The sequence below is a fragment of the Pseudomonas sp. Q12-87 genome (assembly GCF_001269755.1).
GTDB classification, from domain to species: Bacteria; Pseudomonadota; Gammaproteobacteria; order Pseudomonadales; family Pseudomonadaceae; genus Aquipseudomonas; species Aquipseudomonas fluorescens_S.
In genome coordinates this window covers 76,493-91,987 of record NZ_LHVI01000023.1, presented here as the reverse complement: position 1 = coordinate 91,987, position 15,495 = coordinate 76,493, and the positions used below count along the sequence as shown (strand labels likewise).

At 62.3% G+C, this 15,495-nt stretch carries 16 protein-coding genes; 4 read left to right on the top strand and 12 right to left on the bottom strand.

Going from position 1 to position 15,495, the window contains the following annotated elements; all coding sequences use genetic code 11:
* Window positions 1-7 precede the first annotated feature (7 nt).
* The 6 genes from AD663_RS17080 to AD663_RS17055 form a co-directional block, all read right to left on the bottom strand.
* Window positions 8-1,123 (bottom strand): FAD-binding oxidoreductase, encoded by a 1,116-nt coding sequence (locus AD663_RS17080; RefSeq protein ID WP_053214212.1) that lies wholly within the window; start codon window positions 1,121-1,123, stop codon window positions 8-10.
* Window positions 1,120-2,475 (bottom strand): NAD(P)/FAD-dependent oxidoreductase, encoded by a 1,356-nt coding sequence (locus AD663_RS17075; protein WP_053214211.1) that lies wholly within the window; start codon window positions 2,473-2,475, stop codon window positions 1,120-1,122. The genes AD663_RS17080 and AD663_RS17075 overlap by 4 nt, the downstream gene beginning before the upstream one ends.
* 154 nt (window positions 2,476-2,629) lie before the next feature.
* Window positions 2,630-2,920: a (2Fe-2S)-binding protein gene (locus AD663_RS17070; protein ID WP_053214210.1), complete on the bottom strand. Its 291-nt coding sequence runs from the start codon at window positions 2,918-2,920 to the stop codon at window positions 2,630-2,632.
* Between the two features lie 7 nt (window positions 2,921-2,927).
* Entirely contained in the window at window positions 2,928-3,722 is a 795-nt protein-coding gene (locus AD663_RS17065; protein ID WP_053214209.1) for an ABC transporter permease, read from the bottom strand.
* 6 nt (window positions 3,723-3,728) lie between these two features.
* Window positions 3,729-4,598 carry an ABC transporter permease gene (locus AD663_RS17060; RefSeq protein WP_053214208.1) on the bottom strand — a complete coding sequence of 290 codons (870 nt, stop codon included), beginning with the start codon at window positions 4,596-4,598 and terminating at the stop codon, window positions 3,729-3,731.
* On the bottom strand, window positions 4,595-5,620 hold the full coding sequence (locus AD663_RS17055) for an ABC transporter ATP-binding protein (protein ID WP_053214207.1): 1,026 nt from the start codon (window positions 5,618-5,620) through the stop codon (window positions 4,595-4,597). Before AD663_RS17055 ends, AD663_RS17060 begins: the two co-directional genes overlap by 4 nt.
* A 245-nt stretch (window positions 5,621-5,865) precedes the next feature.
* Here AD663_RS17055 and AD663_RS17050 point away from each other — a divergent pair, with 245 nt between their 5' ends.
* Entirely contained in the window at window positions 5,866-6,702 is an 837-nt protein-coding gene (locus tag AD663_RS17050; protein WP_003183134.1) for an IclR family transcriptional regulator, read from the top strand.
* A gap of 133 nt (window positions 6,703-6,835) precedes the next feature.
* On the opposite strand, the gene AD663_RS17045 is transcribed toward AD663_RS17050, so the two are convergent.
* Both AD663_RS17045 and AD663_RS17040 read right to left on the bottom strand, forming a co-directional pair.
* Window positions 6,836-7,588 (bottom strand): anti-sigma factor, encoded by a 753-nt coding sequence (locus tag AD663_RS17045; protein ID WP_053214206.1) that lies wholly within the window; start codon window positions 7,586-7,588, stop codon window positions 6,836-6,838.
* Window positions 7,585-8,091 carry a sigma-70 family RNA polymerase sigma factor gene (locus tag AD663_RS17040; protein WP_053214205.1) on the bottom strand — a complete coding sequence of 169 codons (507 nt, stop codon included), beginning with the start codon at window positions 8,089-8,091 and terminating at the stop codon, window positions 7,585-7,587. Before AD663_RS17040 ends, AD663_RS17045 begins: the two co-directional genes overlap by 4 nt.
* Before the next feature lie 167 nt (window positions 8,092-8,258).
* Here AD663_RS17040 and AD663_RS17035 point away from each other — a divergent pair, with 167 nt between their 5' ends.
* Window positions 8,259-9,341, top strand: coding sequence for a catalase family peroxidase (locus AD663_RS17035; protein ID WP_003183129.1), 1,083 nt, complete (start codon window positions 8,259-8,261; stop codon window positions 9,339-9,341).
* Window positions 9,338-9,874: a cytochrome b gene (locus AD663_RS17030; protein ID WP_003183126.1), complete on the top strand. Its 537-nt coding sequence runs from the start codon at window positions 9,338-9,340 to the stop codon at window positions 9,872-9,874. The genes AD663_RS17035 and AD663_RS17030 overlap by 4 nt, the downstream gene beginning before the upstream one ends.
* Before the next feature lie 55 nt (window positions 9,875-9,929).
* Here the strand turns inward: AD663_RS17030 and AD663_RS17025 are convergent, their stop codons facing one another.
* Window positions 9,930-11,081 carry a M14-type cytosolic carboxypeptidase gene (locus AD663_RS17025; protein WP_053214204.1) on the bottom strand — a complete coding sequence of 384 codons (1,152 nt, stop codon included), beginning with the start codon at window positions 11,079-11,081 and terminating at the stop codon, window positions 9,930-9,932.
* Between the two features lie 492 nt (window positions 11,082-11,573).
* Window positions 11,574-11,915 carry a DUF6124 family protein gene (locus AD663_RS17020; RefSeq protein ID WP_003183122.1) on the bottom strand — a complete coding sequence of 114 codons (342 nt, stop codon included), beginning with the start codon at window positions 11,913-11,915 and terminating at the stop codon, window positions 11,574-11,576.
* Between the two features lie 129 nt (window positions 11,916-12,044).
* Between AD663_RS17020 and AD663_RS17015 the strand changes: the two genes are divergently transcribed.
* Window positions 12,045-12,692, top strand: coding sequence for a LexA family transcriptional regulator (locus tag AD663_RS17015; RefSeq protein WP_053214203.1), 648 nt, complete (start codon window positions 12,045-12,047; stop codon window positions 12,690-12,692).
* 29 nt (window positions 12,693-12,721) lie between these two features.
* On the opposite strand, the gene AD663_RS17010 is transcribed toward AD663_RS17015, so the two are convergent.
* Together AD663_RS17010 and AD663_RS17005 are read right to left on the bottom strand one after the other, a co-directional pair.
* Window positions 12,722-14,671 carry an acetyl/propionyl/methylcrotonyl-CoA carboxylase subunit alpha gene (locus AD663_RS17010; RefSeq protein WP_053214202.1) on the bottom strand — a complete coding sequence of 650 codons (1,950 nt, stop codon included), beginning with the start codon at window positions 14,669-14,671 and terminating at the stop codon, window positions 12,722-12,724.
* Window positions 14,668-15,486: a gamma-carboxygeranoyl-CoA hydratase gene (locus AD663_RS17005; protein ID WP_033046130.1), complete on the bottom strand. Its 819-nt coding sequence runs from the start codon at window positions 15,484-15,486 to the stop codon at window positions 14,668-14,670. The genes AD663_RS17010 and AD663_RS17005 overlap by 4 nt, the downstream gene beginning before the upstream one ends.
* Window positions 15,487-15,495 lie beyond the last annotated feature (9 nt).

Here is a 15,495-nt window from a genome sequence, read left to right as displayed (position 1 = left end):
TCCTCTATCAAGCAACGGAGATGGAGTGAAACCGGGTGATTGAAAACGCATCCAGCGACGTGGTTGAGGCGCCGCTACAGATGATCTCGGTGAGCGCCTGGCCCACCGCAGGACCGATCTGGAAGCCTGCGCCGGCAAAACCGAACGCATGCAAAAGACCGGGTTGGGTGCTGCTGTGGCCAATCACCGGCTGGCGATCGGGCAGGTAACCTTCGGTGCCGCTCCAGGTACGAATCGCCTGGGCGCCTTCCAGGAACGGGTACAGCTCGACCGCCTGGCGCAGGATTTCGATTACCGCGTTCTGGCCGGGACGGGCGCGTGCTTCGTCCAGGGCAAAACCCTGGCCGCCCCCCAAAACGCAGTTGCCCCGCGCGACTTGACGGGCATAGATGCCGCCGCCCTCCACGCCGGTGCTGGCGTTCATCACCAACGGCAACGGTTCGGTGACCAACATCGCCGGATGCCCGGCGTGCATCGGCACCGCTTCCCCGAACTGCGCGGCGAACTGGCTCGCCCAGGCCCCGGCACAGTTCAGCAGCCAGGGTGCGCGCAATGCCAGACCGGTTTTGGTGCGAACATCAAAGCGTTGGCCGTCATGCTCCACGACGCTGACAGCGCATTGTTCGCGAACCTGTGCGCCATGCCGGCGGGCTGCCTGGGCAAAGGCCGGCGATACCAGCCGTGGGTTGGCGTGGCCGTCGTCCGGGCACAACGATGCCCCGACCGTCACGGCGCCGACCCACGGAAACCGTGCGCGCAACGCTTCTCGATCGAGCAGTTGCAGATCGAGGCCAAAGCCCTGGCTGGCAGCGGCGTAGTCGTGCAGCGCTTGCAGGTCCCCAGCGCTACGGGCCAGCTTCAGATGACCGCTGCGTTGGTATTCACCGTCGATGCCGATCAGTTGGGGTAACTGGCTCCAGATTTCATGGGCCCGTTGCGACAAGGGCAACTGTGACAACGGCCGGCCCTGACGGCGCACGCCGCCGTAGTTGACGCCGCTGGAATGCGAGCCGCAAAAGTCCCGCTCGAGCAGCGCCACCCGGCGTCCGGCCTGGCTCAGGAACAACGCCGCCGAGGCGCCGACAATGCCGCCGCCGATGATCACCACGTCCACTTCGATCATGGCTCGACCTCCAGGCCGAACGGCACGGGCTTGATCGGCGCTTGGGCACGCAAGCGACCGATATTGGCGATGGGCCGGCCACTTTCCTGGGCAATGATTTCCGCCGCCGCAGCGCCGCACATCCGCCCTTGGCAGCGGCCCATGCCGACCCGGCAATGGGCCTTGACCCGGTTGATTTCCCAATGACCTTCGCCAACGACCTGGCGGATGTCGCCGGCGCTGACTTCCTCGCAACGGCAAATCAACACGTGATCGGCAACGTTGGCGGCCCAATTGTCTGGAAAGGCAAACGCACGTTCCAGGCCCTGTCGGAAATCGCCGATGCGCTCCAGCGATTGCTCCAGTTGGCCGCAACGCTGCGAGTCGGTCAGGTACCCCATGTCTTCGAGCAAGGCCAGGGCGGCCCGTTCACCGGCCATTTCGGCCGCGTCGGCGCCCATGATTCCAGCGCCATCACCGGCCAGGTAGACCCCTGGCACGCTGCTGCGCCCGGCGCGATCCCGTTGTGGCAGCCAGGCGCGGTTGAGGGCATTCCAGGAGAATTCGCAGCCCAGCAGGTCGGCCAGTTGGGTTTCGCTGCGCAAGCCGTGAGCGAAGGCCACTGCGTCGCAGTCGAGGGCATGTTCGCCCTTGGCGTTGCGCCATTTCAGCGACTGCACCCGGCGCTCTCCGTCCAGGCGCGACAGGCTCGCGCCTTGATGCACGCTGATACCATGGGCGGTCAGCCAGACGCGATAGTAGAGTCCTTTGGCGAGGGTGGCCGGTTGCGCCAGCAAGCCGGGCAGGGCGCGGACCTGGGCGCTGAGCGGGGCGCTGTCGAGCACAGCGACTACGTTGGCGCCGGCCTTGGCGTATTGATAGGCGACCAGGTACAGCAACGGACCGCTGCCTGCGAACACGACCCGTTCACCGATGGCGCAGCCCTGGAACTTCAAGGCGATCTGCGCCGCGCCCAGGCTGTATACCCCGGGCAGCGTCCATCCTGGCACGGGCAGGATCCGGTCGGTGGCGCCAGTGGCAACGATCACGCTGGCGTACTCGATGCGCTCGGCGCGGCCTGCTCGCAACGTATCCAGCAGGCCCGACTCGGCGTTCCACACCAAGGTGTCGGGACGGTAATCAAGCTGTTCGCGCAGCTTTTCCAAGGTCCGGTGAATCGCGCTGGCCTTGTGCGCTTCCAAGCCATAAAGCTTGGCTGGGGAGCGCTTGAAATTGGCCGGCTGCTGCCGATAAATCTGCCCACCGCCGCGACTGGCCTCATCCAGCAGGACAGGGTAAATGCCATGGGCGACCAGCGTCTGCGCGGCACGAATGCCGGCCGGGCCGGCGCCGATGATGACGACGGGTTTCATGGCCACCTCACTGGCAGTTCCGAGGGATCGGTGCTGTCGTCGAAGGCGCTTTCGCGAGCAAGCTCGCTGCCACATTTGATTTGTGGTGGACATGGATTTCCTGTGCGCGGCAGGACTGTGTGAGCGAGCTTGCTCGCGATGAGGTCCGCGCCGTTCATACGTGGCGCCCCGGCTCACGAATGACTTGCTGCCCAGCTTCGAGCAGGGTCGAGCAGGCGCGTACGCGGCGACCGTCGCCCAGGCGCACCCAGCAATCCTGACAGGCGCCCATCAAGCAAAAACCGGCCCGGGGCTCGGCGCTGAAGTCGCTGCCGCGCAGGTGTTCGCTGCAGGTCAGCACGGCGGTCAACAGCGTGTCGCCCAGCATGCCGATGGCCGGTTTGCCGTCGAGGATAAAGTCCAGGGCCGGGCGGTCGCCTTCGGCCAGTCGTTTCAGCAGAGCCATGGCGCCCTCATTGTTTTCCTACCAGGACCCGATCCAGGCCATAGACCCGGTCGAGCAGAATCATGGTCAGCGCAGTGAGCGCAATGACCAGCGCCGACACCGCCGCCATCATCGGATCGATGGATTCGGTGGCGTACACATACATGCGCACCGGCAAGGTTTGCGTGGCCGGCGAGGTGACGAAGATCGACAACGTGACCTCATCGAAACTGTTGATGAACGCCAGCAGCCAGCCCCCGGCCACCCCTGGCAGGATCATCGGCAGGGTGATTTGCCGGAACAGCGTGAAACGTCCGGCCCCCAACGACTGCGCGGCTTGTTCGGCACTGCGGTCCAGGCCGATGGCCGAGGCAAGCACCAGGCGTAGTACATACGGCGTGATCACCAGCACATGGGCAAAAATCAGCCAGGCGAAGCTGCCGTTCACGCCCATCAGCGCAAACAGGCGCAGCAGCGCCACCCCCAATACCAGATGCGGAATGATGATCGGTGAGAGGAACAGGCCGTTGAAAAAGTCCCGGCCGGGAAACTCGAGCCGGGTGATCGCCAGCGCTGCCGGCACCGCAATCAACGTCGCCAGCGAGGCCGCACTGAAGGCGAGGATCAGGCTGTTGTAGAACGCGTCGATGAAGTCTGCGCGCTCGAACACCGCCCGAAACCAGCGCAGGGAAAAATCCGTGGTCGGCAGGCTCAGGGTATTTTCCGGGGTGAAGGCAACCAGGCAGACCACCACCAGCGGCGCCAGCATGAACACCACCACCAGGGTATGAAACAACAGGGCGAAAGGACCGTTCCTGGACATGATTGATTACCCCAATGACTTCTTGTAGCGGCCTTCGATCATCCGGTTCCACGACAGCATGATCAGCAGGTTGAGCAGCAGCAGCGCGACGGCAATGGCCGCGCCCATCGGCCAGTTCAGCTCCGACAGGTACTGGTCGTAGATCAGCGTGGCGACCATCTTCAGGCGGCGTCCGCCGAGCAGGCCGGGAATAGCGAAGGAACTGGCGGCGAGGCCGAACACAATCAGCGTGCCCGACAGCACGCCGGGCATGATCTGCGGCAGCACTACCTTGCGGATTACCGTGAACTGGCTGGCCCCCAAAGACAGGGCGGCCTGTTCGGCGGCGGGGTCGAGTTTCTGCAACGAAGTCCAGACCGGGATGATCATGAACGGCAACATCACATGGACCAGGGCGATGACCACGGCGAACGGCGTATAGAGCAGCTTCATCGGCGAACCGCCGAAGGCTTGCAGGGCTTGGTTGACCAAGCCGTCGGCGCCGAGCAGCAGGCTCCAGCCGAACGCCCGCACCACCACTGAAATCAGTAGTGGTGTGAGGATCAGGATCAGGAAAATCGAACGCCATGGTGCGCCCATGCGGCTAAGGATGTACGCCTCTGGCACGCCGATCAGCACACAGAGAATGGTGATCAGGGCACTGATCCAGAATGTGCGCAGGAAGATCTCGTAGAAGTACGGATCGCCCAGCAGGCTGGTGTAGTGGTCGAAGGTGTAGGCGCCGCCATCGATGCCCGAGCTGTAGTCGAAGACGTTGAACGACAGCACCAGCGTCAGGCCCAGGGGAATGACCAGCAGGCCCAGGTACAAGGCCAGGGCTGGTGCCGACATCAAGTAGCCTTGGCGTCCCCGGCGCACGGCATCGAGCAGTTTCATGCCGACACCTCGTCCACGCTCAGTACCCGCAGCAATGCGGGGTCCCAATCCAGGCCCACGGCGGTGCCCTCGTTCATGGGCGCGGAACCGTCGTTGCGCCGCACCACGCAGAGTTCGCCCAGCGGAGTCGAGACGCCGTAGAGCCATTGACTGCCAAGAAAGAAGCGGCTGACGATGGTGCCTTGCAGATGGCCTGAGCCGGACGCCAGCAGGTCGATTTTTTCCGGGCGCAAGCTCAGGGTCAGGTCGGCGTTGCCCTCGCAGCAAACCTGAACCACGCCTGCACTGTCACGCACGCCAGGCAGCAGATTGGCCTTGCCGACGAAGCCGGAAATGAATTCGGTGCGTGGGTGTTCGTACAGTGTGTAAGGGGCGTCGATCTGGGTGATGCGTCCGGCCTGCATCACCACGACGCGATCACTGATGGACAGCGCTTCGGCCTGGTCATGGGTCACCATCAGCGTGGTGATGCCGACCTCGCGCTGGATGCGGCGGATTTCGTACTGCATCTCCTCGCGCAGGTTGGCGTCGAGGTTGGACAGCGGCTCGTCGAGCAGCAGCACTGGCGGCTCGATCACCAACGCCCGGGCCAGGGCCACGCGTTGGCGCTGGCCGCCGGAGAGTTCCCGTGGGTAGCGTTCGGCATGCTGGTCCAGGCGTACCAGCTTCAAGACCCGATCGACCCTTTGTTGCAGTTCAGCATTGGCGACTTTGCGCATGCGCAGGCCAAAGGCAACGTTGTCCCTGACCGTCATGTGGGGGAACAGTGCGTAACTCTGGAACACCACGCCCAGGCCTCGGCTGGCGGGCTTGGCGTGGGTAATGTCGCGACCATCCAGCAGAATGCGCCCGCTGCTGGCTTCGACGAAGCCGGCGATCATTTGCAGGGTTGTGGTCTTGCCGCAGCCGGAAGGCCCCAGCAGTGAGACAAATTCGCCTTTCTCCACCGAGAGGTCGGTGGCAACCACGGCGTCGATATCGCCGTAACGTTTGCCAAGTCCTTCAAGTTGCATGAAAGCCATCGCTGCGCTCCACCTGAAATTGTTATGCGTCGCCGCAAGGCGCGCTTTTTTGTATGGGCAGATACGAAAGGGTGCTGCGGGGTGCGTTGGCGCTCGACCTTGAGTCGGCTGCCGCTGTTGTTCGAATCGCCCCTGTATGGACGCAGAGTAGGACGAAGAATAGGATGGGCTCAATGGACTATTTCACTGAATCGATGACTATTTTCAGTTTCATTCAGTGAGTAAATTTAATAATGAGAAATACCATGCCAGATTCCACTGATCGGAATAACGGAAAAAACGAAGTCGGCGTCGGCGCCGTCTCCAGGTTGTTTGCCGTGCTACGCAGCCTGAGTGAGACCGCTGAGGGCGGCGAACGGGTGACACAGCTGGCCCAGCGCATCGGGCTGTCCCAGCCGACCACGCATCGTTTGCTGCGCAGCCTGATGGACGAGGGCATGGTCGAGCAGGACGCGCGCAGCAAGCGCTATCGCCTGAGCCTGGACTTCTTCGCCCTCGCTGCCCGAGCCGGCAACACCGGCAACCTGCGCGAACTGGTGCGCCCGGCCATGCTGCGGCTGTCGGCTTCCCTGGGGGACTCGCTGTTTTTGCTGGCGCGCAGTGGCTTCGACGCCATTTGCCTGGATCGCAGCGAAGGGCCATTCCCGATCCGCACGTTCACCGGTGATATCGGCGGTCGGGTGGCGTTAGGCGTCGGACAGGGCAGTTTGGCCATCCTGGCGTTCCTGCCGGAAGAAGAGCGCGACACCGTGATTCAATACAATTTGCCGCGGCTCAAGGATTTTCATTTGTACGACGAAGTCTTCCTGCGCTCGGAAGTGGAGAACGTGCGCAGCCTGGGCTACGCCGGGCGCAACACCGGCGTCTTGCAAGGCATGGCCGGGGTGGCCGTGCCGATTCTCGACCGTGGAGGCCGGGCCGTGGCGGCGTTGAGCGTGGCCACGGTGAGCGACCGATTGGGCCCTGATCGCCTGCCGACGGTGGTCGAAATGCTCAAGCGCGAGGCAGCCTTGATCGGACCACGAATCAACCCGTTCGACCCCTTGTTGCGCAGGCCTTCGCAGGTGTTTGGGCAGGGGTGAGCATCTTCTCAAGAACACCACCGTCCCCTGTGGGAGCGGGCTTGCTCGCGAAAGCGGTGTATCAGACGACGTCAATGTTGGATGCGCCGTCGCCTTCGCGAGCAAGCCCGCTCCCACAAAGGGGCGATGGTAATCAGAAGTCCAGGGTTTGCTTGAGCCTCTGCACCGTCGGCGTGTCACTGGGTATGACCATCGCATAGTTATACCCCGGCCCTGACCAATACTCGGCCTGCAGGTCGCCGTCGCGGCGACTGCCCCGGGGCAGCAGGAAGTTCTTCGGACCCGGCGGGCGCACATAGAAACTGATCTTCTGGCCGCTGGCGTCTTGATAAACCACCATCGCCGCCGCGCCTTGCTCGGTGCTGAGCAACCGGCCGCTGACCGGCTTGAACCCTGCGCCCGAAAGGTCCGGCAGTCGGTTGGCCTGGGTGAAGTAGCGGTCGAGCCAGCCCTGCATGCTGCCCTCGTCATCGGTTTGGTAATCGGCCGCGAGGATGCCTTGCTGGGCGAATAACCGATACGCCTGGAGGGCATCTGCCATGGGGGCCGCCGCGCTGAGCAGGGTCATCTCCCGGGCCTGCCAGCCGCTGAACCCGCCCATGCCGATCGCCAGCAGCAACAGGGCAACGTTGGCCAGGTAGCGACGGGATCGGTGTTTCAGGCGCTGGCGAATTATTGCCGGGTCGAGGTCCGGATTGGCTGGCTGCTGCAAGGCGCCACTGAGGGCCGTGCGCAGGTGTTGCGCGTCCTGTTGCCAGGCGCGGACCCGGGCGGCGATGTCAGGCTGGTTGGCGAGGTAGGTCTCCACCTGGCGCTGGTCGGCTTCGCTCAGTTGGCGATCGACGTAGGCGTGCAGGTCATGTTCGCTGGGGGGCATGCTGATCATTTGAGTATCCGCAGGGCAGGGCGGGTGATTTCGCCGTCGCTGAGTTGGCGCAAGGCCTGGCGGGCGCGAGACAGGCGAGACATCACGGTGCCGGTCGGCACGCCGAGGATGTCGGCGACTTGCTGGTAACTCAAGCCTTCCACCGAGACCCACATCAACAGCGCACGTTGTTCCGTGCTGAGCTGATCGAAGGCTTGGAGGGACGATTGCGCGATCACGCTGCGCTCGGCCGACGGATGGGCATCGTCGCGTCCGGTGAAGAATTCCAGCATGCGCGAATAACGCCGGGAACGGCGATGGGCGTCGAGAAATTGCCGATACAGAATCGAGAACAGCCAGGCCCGCAGGTCGCCTTCGGGGCGTTTATCGCTCCATTTGGACAGCGCCCGCTCCAGGCACGTCTGCACCAGGTCGTCGGCGTTGCTCGGGTTGCGCGTCAGCGATACGGCAAAACGCCGTAGCCTGGGGATGAGCTCGCGCAACTGATCGTCGAGTTCGTTCATGAGAGTGTGGCTTCGTTGGGCTGTCACTGCGCCGGGACTGGAAAGACGAGCCGTGAACGAGATTATTCCAGCGCAGGAAAAATAAATACGGGATGTGGGAATAAAGCCATCGGGTATGCGTCTGACGGATCCTTTCCAAAGATGGCCTTGAGCCTTGGAGCTTCGTCATGGTTGACCCTTCATCCCCGCCGCGTCGGCGACCCTTGAGTGCCGCCCAGTTGACAGTTCGCCTGGCCGCCATCGCTGTGGTGGTGGCCGGGCTGGCGGGGGCATTTGCCTATGTCAACGGCACGCTCGACCCGCAGCGGCTGACACCTGATGCGTTGGTTAATGTCCTGGAGAAAAACAACGGGGTTCACCCGGGATTCCGGCGCAATCATTCCAAGGGCGTCTGTGTCGCCGGCTATTTCGAAGGCAGTGGCGAGGCCGGCGCCTATTCCAGCGCCCAGGTGTTCAAACCGTCGCGCACGCCCGTGGTTGGACGTTTCGCCTTGCCCAGCGGTAATCCCTACGCCCCTGACAGCAGTGTCCCGATCCGCAGCCTGGCGCTGCGTTTTACCCAGGCCGACGGCCAGCAGTGGCGTACCGGCATGAATAGCATGCCGGTGTTTCCGGTGGGCACGCCCGAGGCGTTCTACCAACTCCAGCAGGCCCAGTCGCCGCTTCCCGCCACGGGCAAACCCGACCCTGCGGCCGTACCGGCGTTTTTTGCCGCTCACCCGGAAGCCGTGCCGTTCCTGCAGTGGATCAAGACCGCCAAGCCGTCAGCCAGCTATGCCACCGAAACCTATAACGGCATCAATGCGTTTTACCTGATCAACCCAGCGGGGCAGCGCCAGGCAGTGCGCTGGGGCGTGGTACCGATGAGTCAGGACGCCGCGGATGCAGCGCCACCCCAGGGGGCGGATTTCCTGGAGCAGGATTTGGTCAAGCGTCTCGCCGCCGGGCCATTGCGCTGGCAGTTGAACATCACCCTCGCCAATCCAGGTGATCCGGTAAACGATGCCAGCAAGGCCTGGCCCGCCGATCGCAAGGTGCTCAACGCTGGCACGCTGGTGCTGGAGCGCACCCAGCCACAGGACAACGGCGATTGCCGCGATATCAACTATGACCCGTTGATCCTGCCCAACGGAATCGAAGGTTCCCAAGACCCGCTGTTGGCCGCCCGGTCTGCCGCGTACGCCAGTTCCTATCTGCGGCGTACCAGCGAAGTGCACCCATTGCCCGCCACCCAGGAGTCCCGCCCATGAGCGCCCCCCGTCACTTCGTACCGCTGGCGCGGCTGCTGCATTGGCTGATGGCATTGATGATCATCGCCATGCTGTTTATCGGCGCGGGCATGGTCGCCTCGGTGTCCGAGCGTCATGAATGGTTGCTGCAGTTGCACAAGCCCCTGGGCATCGCGATCCTGCTGCTGGTAGTCGTGCGCCTGGTGGTGCGCTTCAGTACCCGACAACCGCCGCTGCCGGCCGATCTGCCGGGCTGGCAGGTGCTGGCGGCAAAGGCTTCGCATGTGTTGCTGTACGCATTGATGCTGATTCTGCCGCTACTGGGTTGGGCCATGATTTCAGCGGCGGGGGACCCGGTGACGCTTGGCAATGGGCTGCAACTGCCCTCGATCCTGCCGGCCCACGCCCAGACCTTCGCACTGCTGCGCAAGGCCCATGGGTATCTGGCTTATTTATTGTTCTTGACCGTGCTGTTGCACCTGGCGGCGGCGTTGTTTCACGCGTGGGTGCGTCGGGATGAGGTGTTGGACAGTATGCTGCGGGGCAAAGGCTGAGGCACGAATCCGTGGCGAGGGAGCAGGTTCCCTCGCCACGGGGGCGGCTGCTGGGTCAGCGCAATTCGTCGACCATGTCCGCGATGGTGCTCAACACATCCTTGCCCAGCTGCATCGAGCGTTTGCCGGACCAGCCGGTACGCGGGTTCGGGTGATCGTCGTGGTCCTTGAAGGGCATTTCCAGCGTCAGGGACAGGCAATCGTATTTCTGGCCGACCGCGTTGCAGGCCAGGGTCATGTTGGCCTGGCCCGGTGCGTCGCGGGTGTAGCCGTGAGTGGTCTGGAAGTCTTTGGTCTGATGCTTGAGGTGGCTGCGAAAACGTTCTTCGAGCTCGGCGATACGCGGCGTATAGCCCGGGTTGCCTTCACAACCGGCGGTGAAGACGTGGGGAATCTCCTCATCGCCATGGGCGTCGAGGAACAGATCAACGCCATACTTTTCCATTTGCTGCTGGACGAAAAAGACCTCGGGGCTGATTTCCGGACTGGCGTTCTGCCAGGCACGATTGAGGTCCTGGCCCATGGCGTTGGTCCGCAGATGCCCATGGAAGGCACCGTCCGGGTTCACGTTTGGCACCAGGTACAGATCGGCTTTGGCAAGCAGTCGGTTCAGCTGCGGATCATCCTGTTGTTGCAAGCGTTCGATCACGCCTTCCATGAACCACTCGGCCATGTGCTCGCCGGGATGTTGTTGGGCGATGATCCAGATTTTACGCCGGCCTTCGGCACCGCTGCCCTTGCGCAACAATTGGATGTCACGGCCTTCCACGCTTTTACCGACGGCGAGGAGTTCGGTGCCGGCCTTATGACCTGCCTGCTCGATCAGCCAATCGTGGCGGCCACGGCTATACGGTTCGAAATAAGCGAACCAGGCGTGGGGTTGTTCCGCTTCCAAGTGAAAGCGCAGCGCGTCGCCCTCAAACTGTGTAGGGATGCGGAACCAGTTGACGTGATCGTAGGAAGCAACGGTCTGGTAGCCGGTCCAGGCCTTGTTGTAGGACGATTGGCTGGCATTGAGCAGGCGAAAGGAATATTCCTGGCCCACATGCAAGCCGCTGGCCTTGAAGTGAAACCATTGGAAATGGGCACTGCGGGTATCGGGCCTGATCTTGAGCAGCGACTGCAACGGGTTGCTGATGTCGACGATTTCAATATTGCCGCTGTCGAAATTGGCGTTGATATCAAACGAAGATTTAGCCACGGTCACGATTCCTGGAAAGGATTTTCATGGCCGTTACTTTACACGCAAGAAAGGAAATATCGGGACGATTTGCATCACGAAAGAGAAGGGGGCGTCCTCCCTGGACGCGAAGCCAGCTTAGAGAGTCGGCAATTGATTCTCAAGTGCTGGCTGTCGATAGTTTTGCCGGTCCGGCGACCCGAAGTCTTGAAAAGGGATATTGATTTGATATCATCGCCGCCATCGAATGAGCGACACCCAAAGACTTCATTAGCCTGAAGCCATAAGCCGAAAAATCGGCAAAAAAAGACCCGGCAAAAAGCCGGGTCAAAAACCGTGATTAGCCTGATGAGGAGATATTCCAGAAGTCCGACCTAAGGTCTTCTGGCCTATCGACTGATCTCGCGACCAGTTGGTGCAATAATAATCATTATCATTTGCAAGTCAAATGGTTTTATCGCATCGATTAAAAAATTTCTTTCGTTCGTCCGCGTTCGCGGCACGTCCCAAGCGTTACGCCTAGCGAGTAGGGTAGCCATCCAGGGATCGGTCAAGCATCACCTTGACCAGATCGATCATATGCACCACCGAAAACGCCAGGTCGCGGTTCGATCCATTCAACTGGTTGGCGGATTCGTGGGCAGTCGCCGCCGCGCAGCGCAGCAGGTCGCATGCGTGGACCAGGGCTTCTTCTGCACTGATGTTGCGGTTCACGTCGAAGAAACGGTGTTCCGTCGGTGCGTCTGAAACACTTGGTTTCAAGTAGTAATCGAGGGCGCGCTGGGCCGCCGGGCAATCCTGAAACGACTGATACGCGCCGTCGGAAGGCGGGTTGGGTTGGTTTTTATTAGGCGTTTCCATGGTGTCGAGTTTCTCCGTGTCGGGGCTTGAATCCTGAGTCCAGAATAGTACTTATCGTAATTGTGACGACAATTTAAATACTACAATATGTGTTTTGATGGCCGGAGCCAGGGACGTATCGTGCCGCACATGGATAAATGGATAGAGTTGGTCAAGGCCAAGATGAAGGAGCTGCACATCACGCAAGTGGTGCTCGCAGAACGGTTGGGTATGTCCCAGGGCGGCGTCGGCCATTGGCTGACCAAGCGCCGGCAACCCAGTGTCGACGACATGAATCGAGTCCTGCGGGAGCTGGGACTGGAATTTCTCGAAGTGGCGATGGTGATTCAGGAGCCGGATACGTCCACGGACGAAGGTATGGCGCTGGCGCAGAAGTACAACCCGTACTTCCGCTACCCGGTCAGTGAATGGCACCAGGTTGGCGACGTTCGCGAGGGCGACCCCGACGCCTACAGCCCGACGCGATATGAGCTGACGGACTATCACGCCCGCGGGGACGCATTCTGGCTGGTGGTCGTGGGCGATGCGATGACCGCCCCGAGCGGGTTGAGCATTCCCGAGGGGATGTCGATCCTGGTGGATCCGGCCATCGACGCGGAGCCGGGCAAGCTGGTGGTCGCCTGCTTGCCCGGCAGCAGCGACGCGACCTTTCGCAAATTGATCGAAGAGAGCGGACAGCATTATCTGGTCCCGCTCAATCCCACCTACCCGAAAAGCCTGTACACCGAGCAATGCCGCATCATCGGCGTGGTCGTGCAGGCCACCATCAGGTTCTGACCGGATCGGCCCTTGGAACGGGCCGATACCTATTCTTCGAATGCCACCAGGGCGCAGCCCTCGCTGACCATTTCACCTTCCTGGCAATACAGCGCCTTGATCGTCCCGGCCTTGGGGGCGCGAATGCTGTGCTCCATTTTCATCGCCTCCAGCACCACCAGTTGAGCTCCGGCTTCCACCGCTTGGCCGACGCTCACCAGTACTCGGACAATGCTGCCGTTCATGGGGGCGCTCAGGCCGCCTTGGTGGCTGTGGCTGGCATCGGCGGCAGCCAACGGGTCGTACGGGTCAACGCGGTGCAGGTCACCTTCCCATTGCAGATACAGGCTTTCGCCTTGGCGAATGGCCCGATGAGTGCGGCGCACGCCATTGTGCTCGATTGTCAGTTGTTCGCCCTTGAGCGCCGCACCACCGGCAGAAACGTCCAGCGTCAGCGCGCGATCCTGTCCTTCGCAGCTCAAATGCAGGGTGGTTTCCCGGGGCAGCCCCAGACGCAGGCCGCCGTTGTCGGCCCAGGGCGAATTGGCGTCGTCGGACCGGACATGCGGGGCCAGGCCCAAGGCAAAACCATGGGCGGCGGCGAGCCAGAAACCGTCATCCAGTTCACCAGGCGTTGGCAGCAATTGCGTCTGATAGCGTGGGATAAATCCTGTGTCCAGTTCTGCTGCTGCAAAAGCGGGGTGGGCCACGATGCGTCGCAGGAAACCGATATTGGTCTTCAATCCGCCGATGGCGAATTCGTCGAGCATGCCCAGCAGCCGCAGCCGTGCCTGCTCACGGTCCTCGCCCCAGGCGATCAGCTTGCCAAGCATCGGGTCGTAGAAGGGCGAAATCTCGTCGCCTTCTTCAACCCCGCTGTCGACCCGCCGACCCGGCCCTTCTGCAGATTCGCGGTACAACGCCAGGTGCCCGGTAGCCGGCAGGAAATCGTTGGCCGGGTCTTCGGCATACAGGCGCACTTCAATCGCATGCCCCAACAGCGGCACTTGCTCCTGAGTGATCGGCAAGCGCTCGCCCTGGGCCACGCGGATCTGCCAGGCCACCAGGTCCAGCCCGGTGATCGCTTCGGTGACCGGATGCTCCACCTGCAAGCGGGTGTTCATTTCCATGAAGAAAAACTCGCCCCGCGAATCCAGCAGAAATTCCACTGTACCTGCCCCGACATAGCCGATCGCCTGGGCCGCGCGCACGGCCGCTTCGCCCATTGCACGGCGCAATTGCGAGGTCAGGCCGGGGGCAGGGGCTTCTTCCACCACTTTCTGGTGACGGCGCTGGATCGAGCAATCGCGCTCGTTGAGGTACAAGCAGTTGCCGTGCTGATCGGCGAACACTTGGATTTCCACGTGGCGCGGCTTGAGCAGGTATTTTTCCACCAGCATCCGCGAGTCGCCGAACGAAGACTGCGCTTCGCGCTGTGCCGACGCGAGGGCCTCGGCCAGTTGGCTGACATCCTCGACGACTTTCATGCCTTTACCACCACCGCCGGCGGTGGCCTTGAGCAGCACCGGATAGCCGATGCGCTCGGCGGCGGCACGAAAGGTCTCCACATCCTGGGCTTCGCCGTGATAACCGGGCACCAGCGGCACGCCGGCGGTTTCCATCAACGCCTTGGCCGCGGATTTGCTGCCCATGGCATCGATGGCCGAGGCGGGCGGGCCGAGAAAGATCAGTCCGGCGTTTTCAATCGCCCGGGCGAACCCTGCGTTCTCGGAAAGAAAACCATAGCCAGGGTGGATGGCCTGGGCGCCACTGGCCCGGGCGGCGGCGATCAGCTTGTCGATCTGCAGGTAGCTATCGGCGGCCTTGCTGCCGCCCAGGTCGACGCGGATATCGGCTTCACGACTGTGACGAGCATCGCGGTCGGTGGCGCTGTGCACGGCCACGGTGGTCAGACCCATGGCCTTGGCGGTGCGCATCACTCGGCAGGCGATTTCGCCGCGGTTGGCCACCAGCAACGTAGTAAGGACAGGGGCGCTCATCGACGCGGCTCCTTGTTATTCGATTCGGCTTGCCAGTTCGGCGTGCGTTTTTGCAGGAAGGCCCGCAGCCCTTCCTGCCCTTCGGGACTGACGCGAATGCGGGCGATGGCGTTTTCGGTGTAGCGGCGCAGGGCCGGGGTGAGGGCGCCGTTGCCCACTTCACGCAACAATTCCTTGCTGGCGCGCATGGCTGCCGGGCTGTTGAGCAAAAGATTTTCCACCCAGTGCTCGACGTGCTGGTCCAACGCCTCGGCCGGATAACTTTCCGACAGCAAACCGATGTCTTTCGCACGCTGCCCGCCGAAACGTTCAGCGGTCAGGGCATAACGACGAGCCGCGCGCTCGCCGATGGCCTGGACCACGAACGGGCTGATCACCGCCGGTGCCAGGCCAATGCGCACTTCCGACAGGCAGAACTGCGCTTCATCGGCGCCAATCGCCATGTCACAGGCGCTGATCAGCCCCAGTGCACCACCGAATGCCGCGCCCTGGACGACGGCCAGCGTAGGAATCTTCAGCTTGGCGAGGTTGTACATCAGTTCCGCCAGTTCCCGGGCGTCGTCGAGGTTGGTGTGATAATCAAGCTCGGCCGATTGCTGCATCCAGGCCAGATCGGCGCCGGCGCTGAAATGTTTGCCACGCCCGCGGATCAACAGGAAGCGCAGGTTCGGGTCGCCGCCGACATGGTCCAGCGCCAGGATCAGTTCACGGATCATTTCGGCGTTGAACGCATTGTTTTTCGACTCACGGCTGAGCCACAGCGTGGCAAAGCCGCGCGGGTCGGTGAGCAGTTCAAGGGTGTTGAAGTTATCCATGGGCATTCC

Bases quoted from the DNA above. Each gene is read 5' to 3' on its own strand.
- AD663_RS17070 (WP_053214210.1), bottom strand. From the start codon at position 2,920: ATGGCTCTGCTGAAACGACTGGCCGAAGGCGACCGCCCGGCCCTGGAC.
- AD663_RS17060 (WP_053214208.1), bottom strand. From the start codon at position 4,598: ATGAAACTGCTCGATGCCGTGCGCCGGGGACGCCAAGGCTACTTGATG.
- AD663_RS17040 (WP_053214205.1), bottom strand. From the start codon at position 8,091: ATGAACGAACTCGACGATCAGTTGCGCGAGCTCATCCCCAGGCTACGG.
- AD663_RS17035 (WP_003183129.1), top strand. From the start codon at position 8,259: ATGGTTGACCCTTCATCCCCGCCGCGTCGGCGACCCTTGAGTGCCGCC.
- AD663_RS17030 (WP_003183126.1), top strand. From the start codon at position 9,338: ATGAGCGCCCCCCGTCACTTCGTACCGCTGGCGCGGCTGCTGCATTGG.
- AD663_RS17075 (WP_053214211.1), bottom strand. From the start codon at position 2,475: ATGAAACCCGTCGTCATCATCGGCGCCGGCCCGGCCGGCATTCGTGCC.
- AD663_RS17045 (WP_053214206.1), bottom strand. From the start codon at position 7,588: ATGATCAGCATGCCCCCCAGCGAACATGACCTGCACGCCTACGTCGAT.
- AD663_RS17005 (WP_033046130.1), bottom strand. From the start codon at position 15,486: ATGGATAACTTCAACACCCTTGAACTGCTCACCGACCCGCGCGGCTTT.
- AD663_RS17010 (WP_053214202.1), bottom strand. From the start codon at position 14,671: ATGAGCGCCCCTGTCCTTACTACGTTGCTGGTGGCCAACCGCGGCGAA.
- AD663_RS17065 (WP_053214209.1), bottom strand. From the start codon at position 3,722: ATGTCCAGGAACGGTCCTTTCGCCCTGTTGTTTCATACCCTGGTGGTG.
- AD663_RS17080 (WP_053214212.1), bottom strand. From the start codon at position 1,123: ATGATCGAAGTGGACGTGGTGATCATCGGCGGCGGCATTGTCGGCGCC.
- AD663_RS17015 (WP_053214203.1), top strand. From the start codon at position 12,045: ATGGATAAATGGATAGAGTTGGTCAAGGCCAAGATGAAGGAGCTGCAC.
- AD663_RS17050 (WP_003183134.1), top strand. From the start codon at position 5,866: ATGCCAGATTCCACTGATCGGAATAACGGAAAAAACGAAGTCGGCGTC.
- AD663_RS17020 (WP_003183122.1), bottom strand. From the start codon at position 11,915: ATGGAAACGCCTAATAAAAACCAACCCAACCCGCCTTCCGACGGCGCG.
- AD663_RS17055 (WP_053214207.1), bottom strand. From the start codon at position 5,620: ATGGCTTTCATGCAACTTGAAGGACTTGGCAAACGTTACGGCGATATC.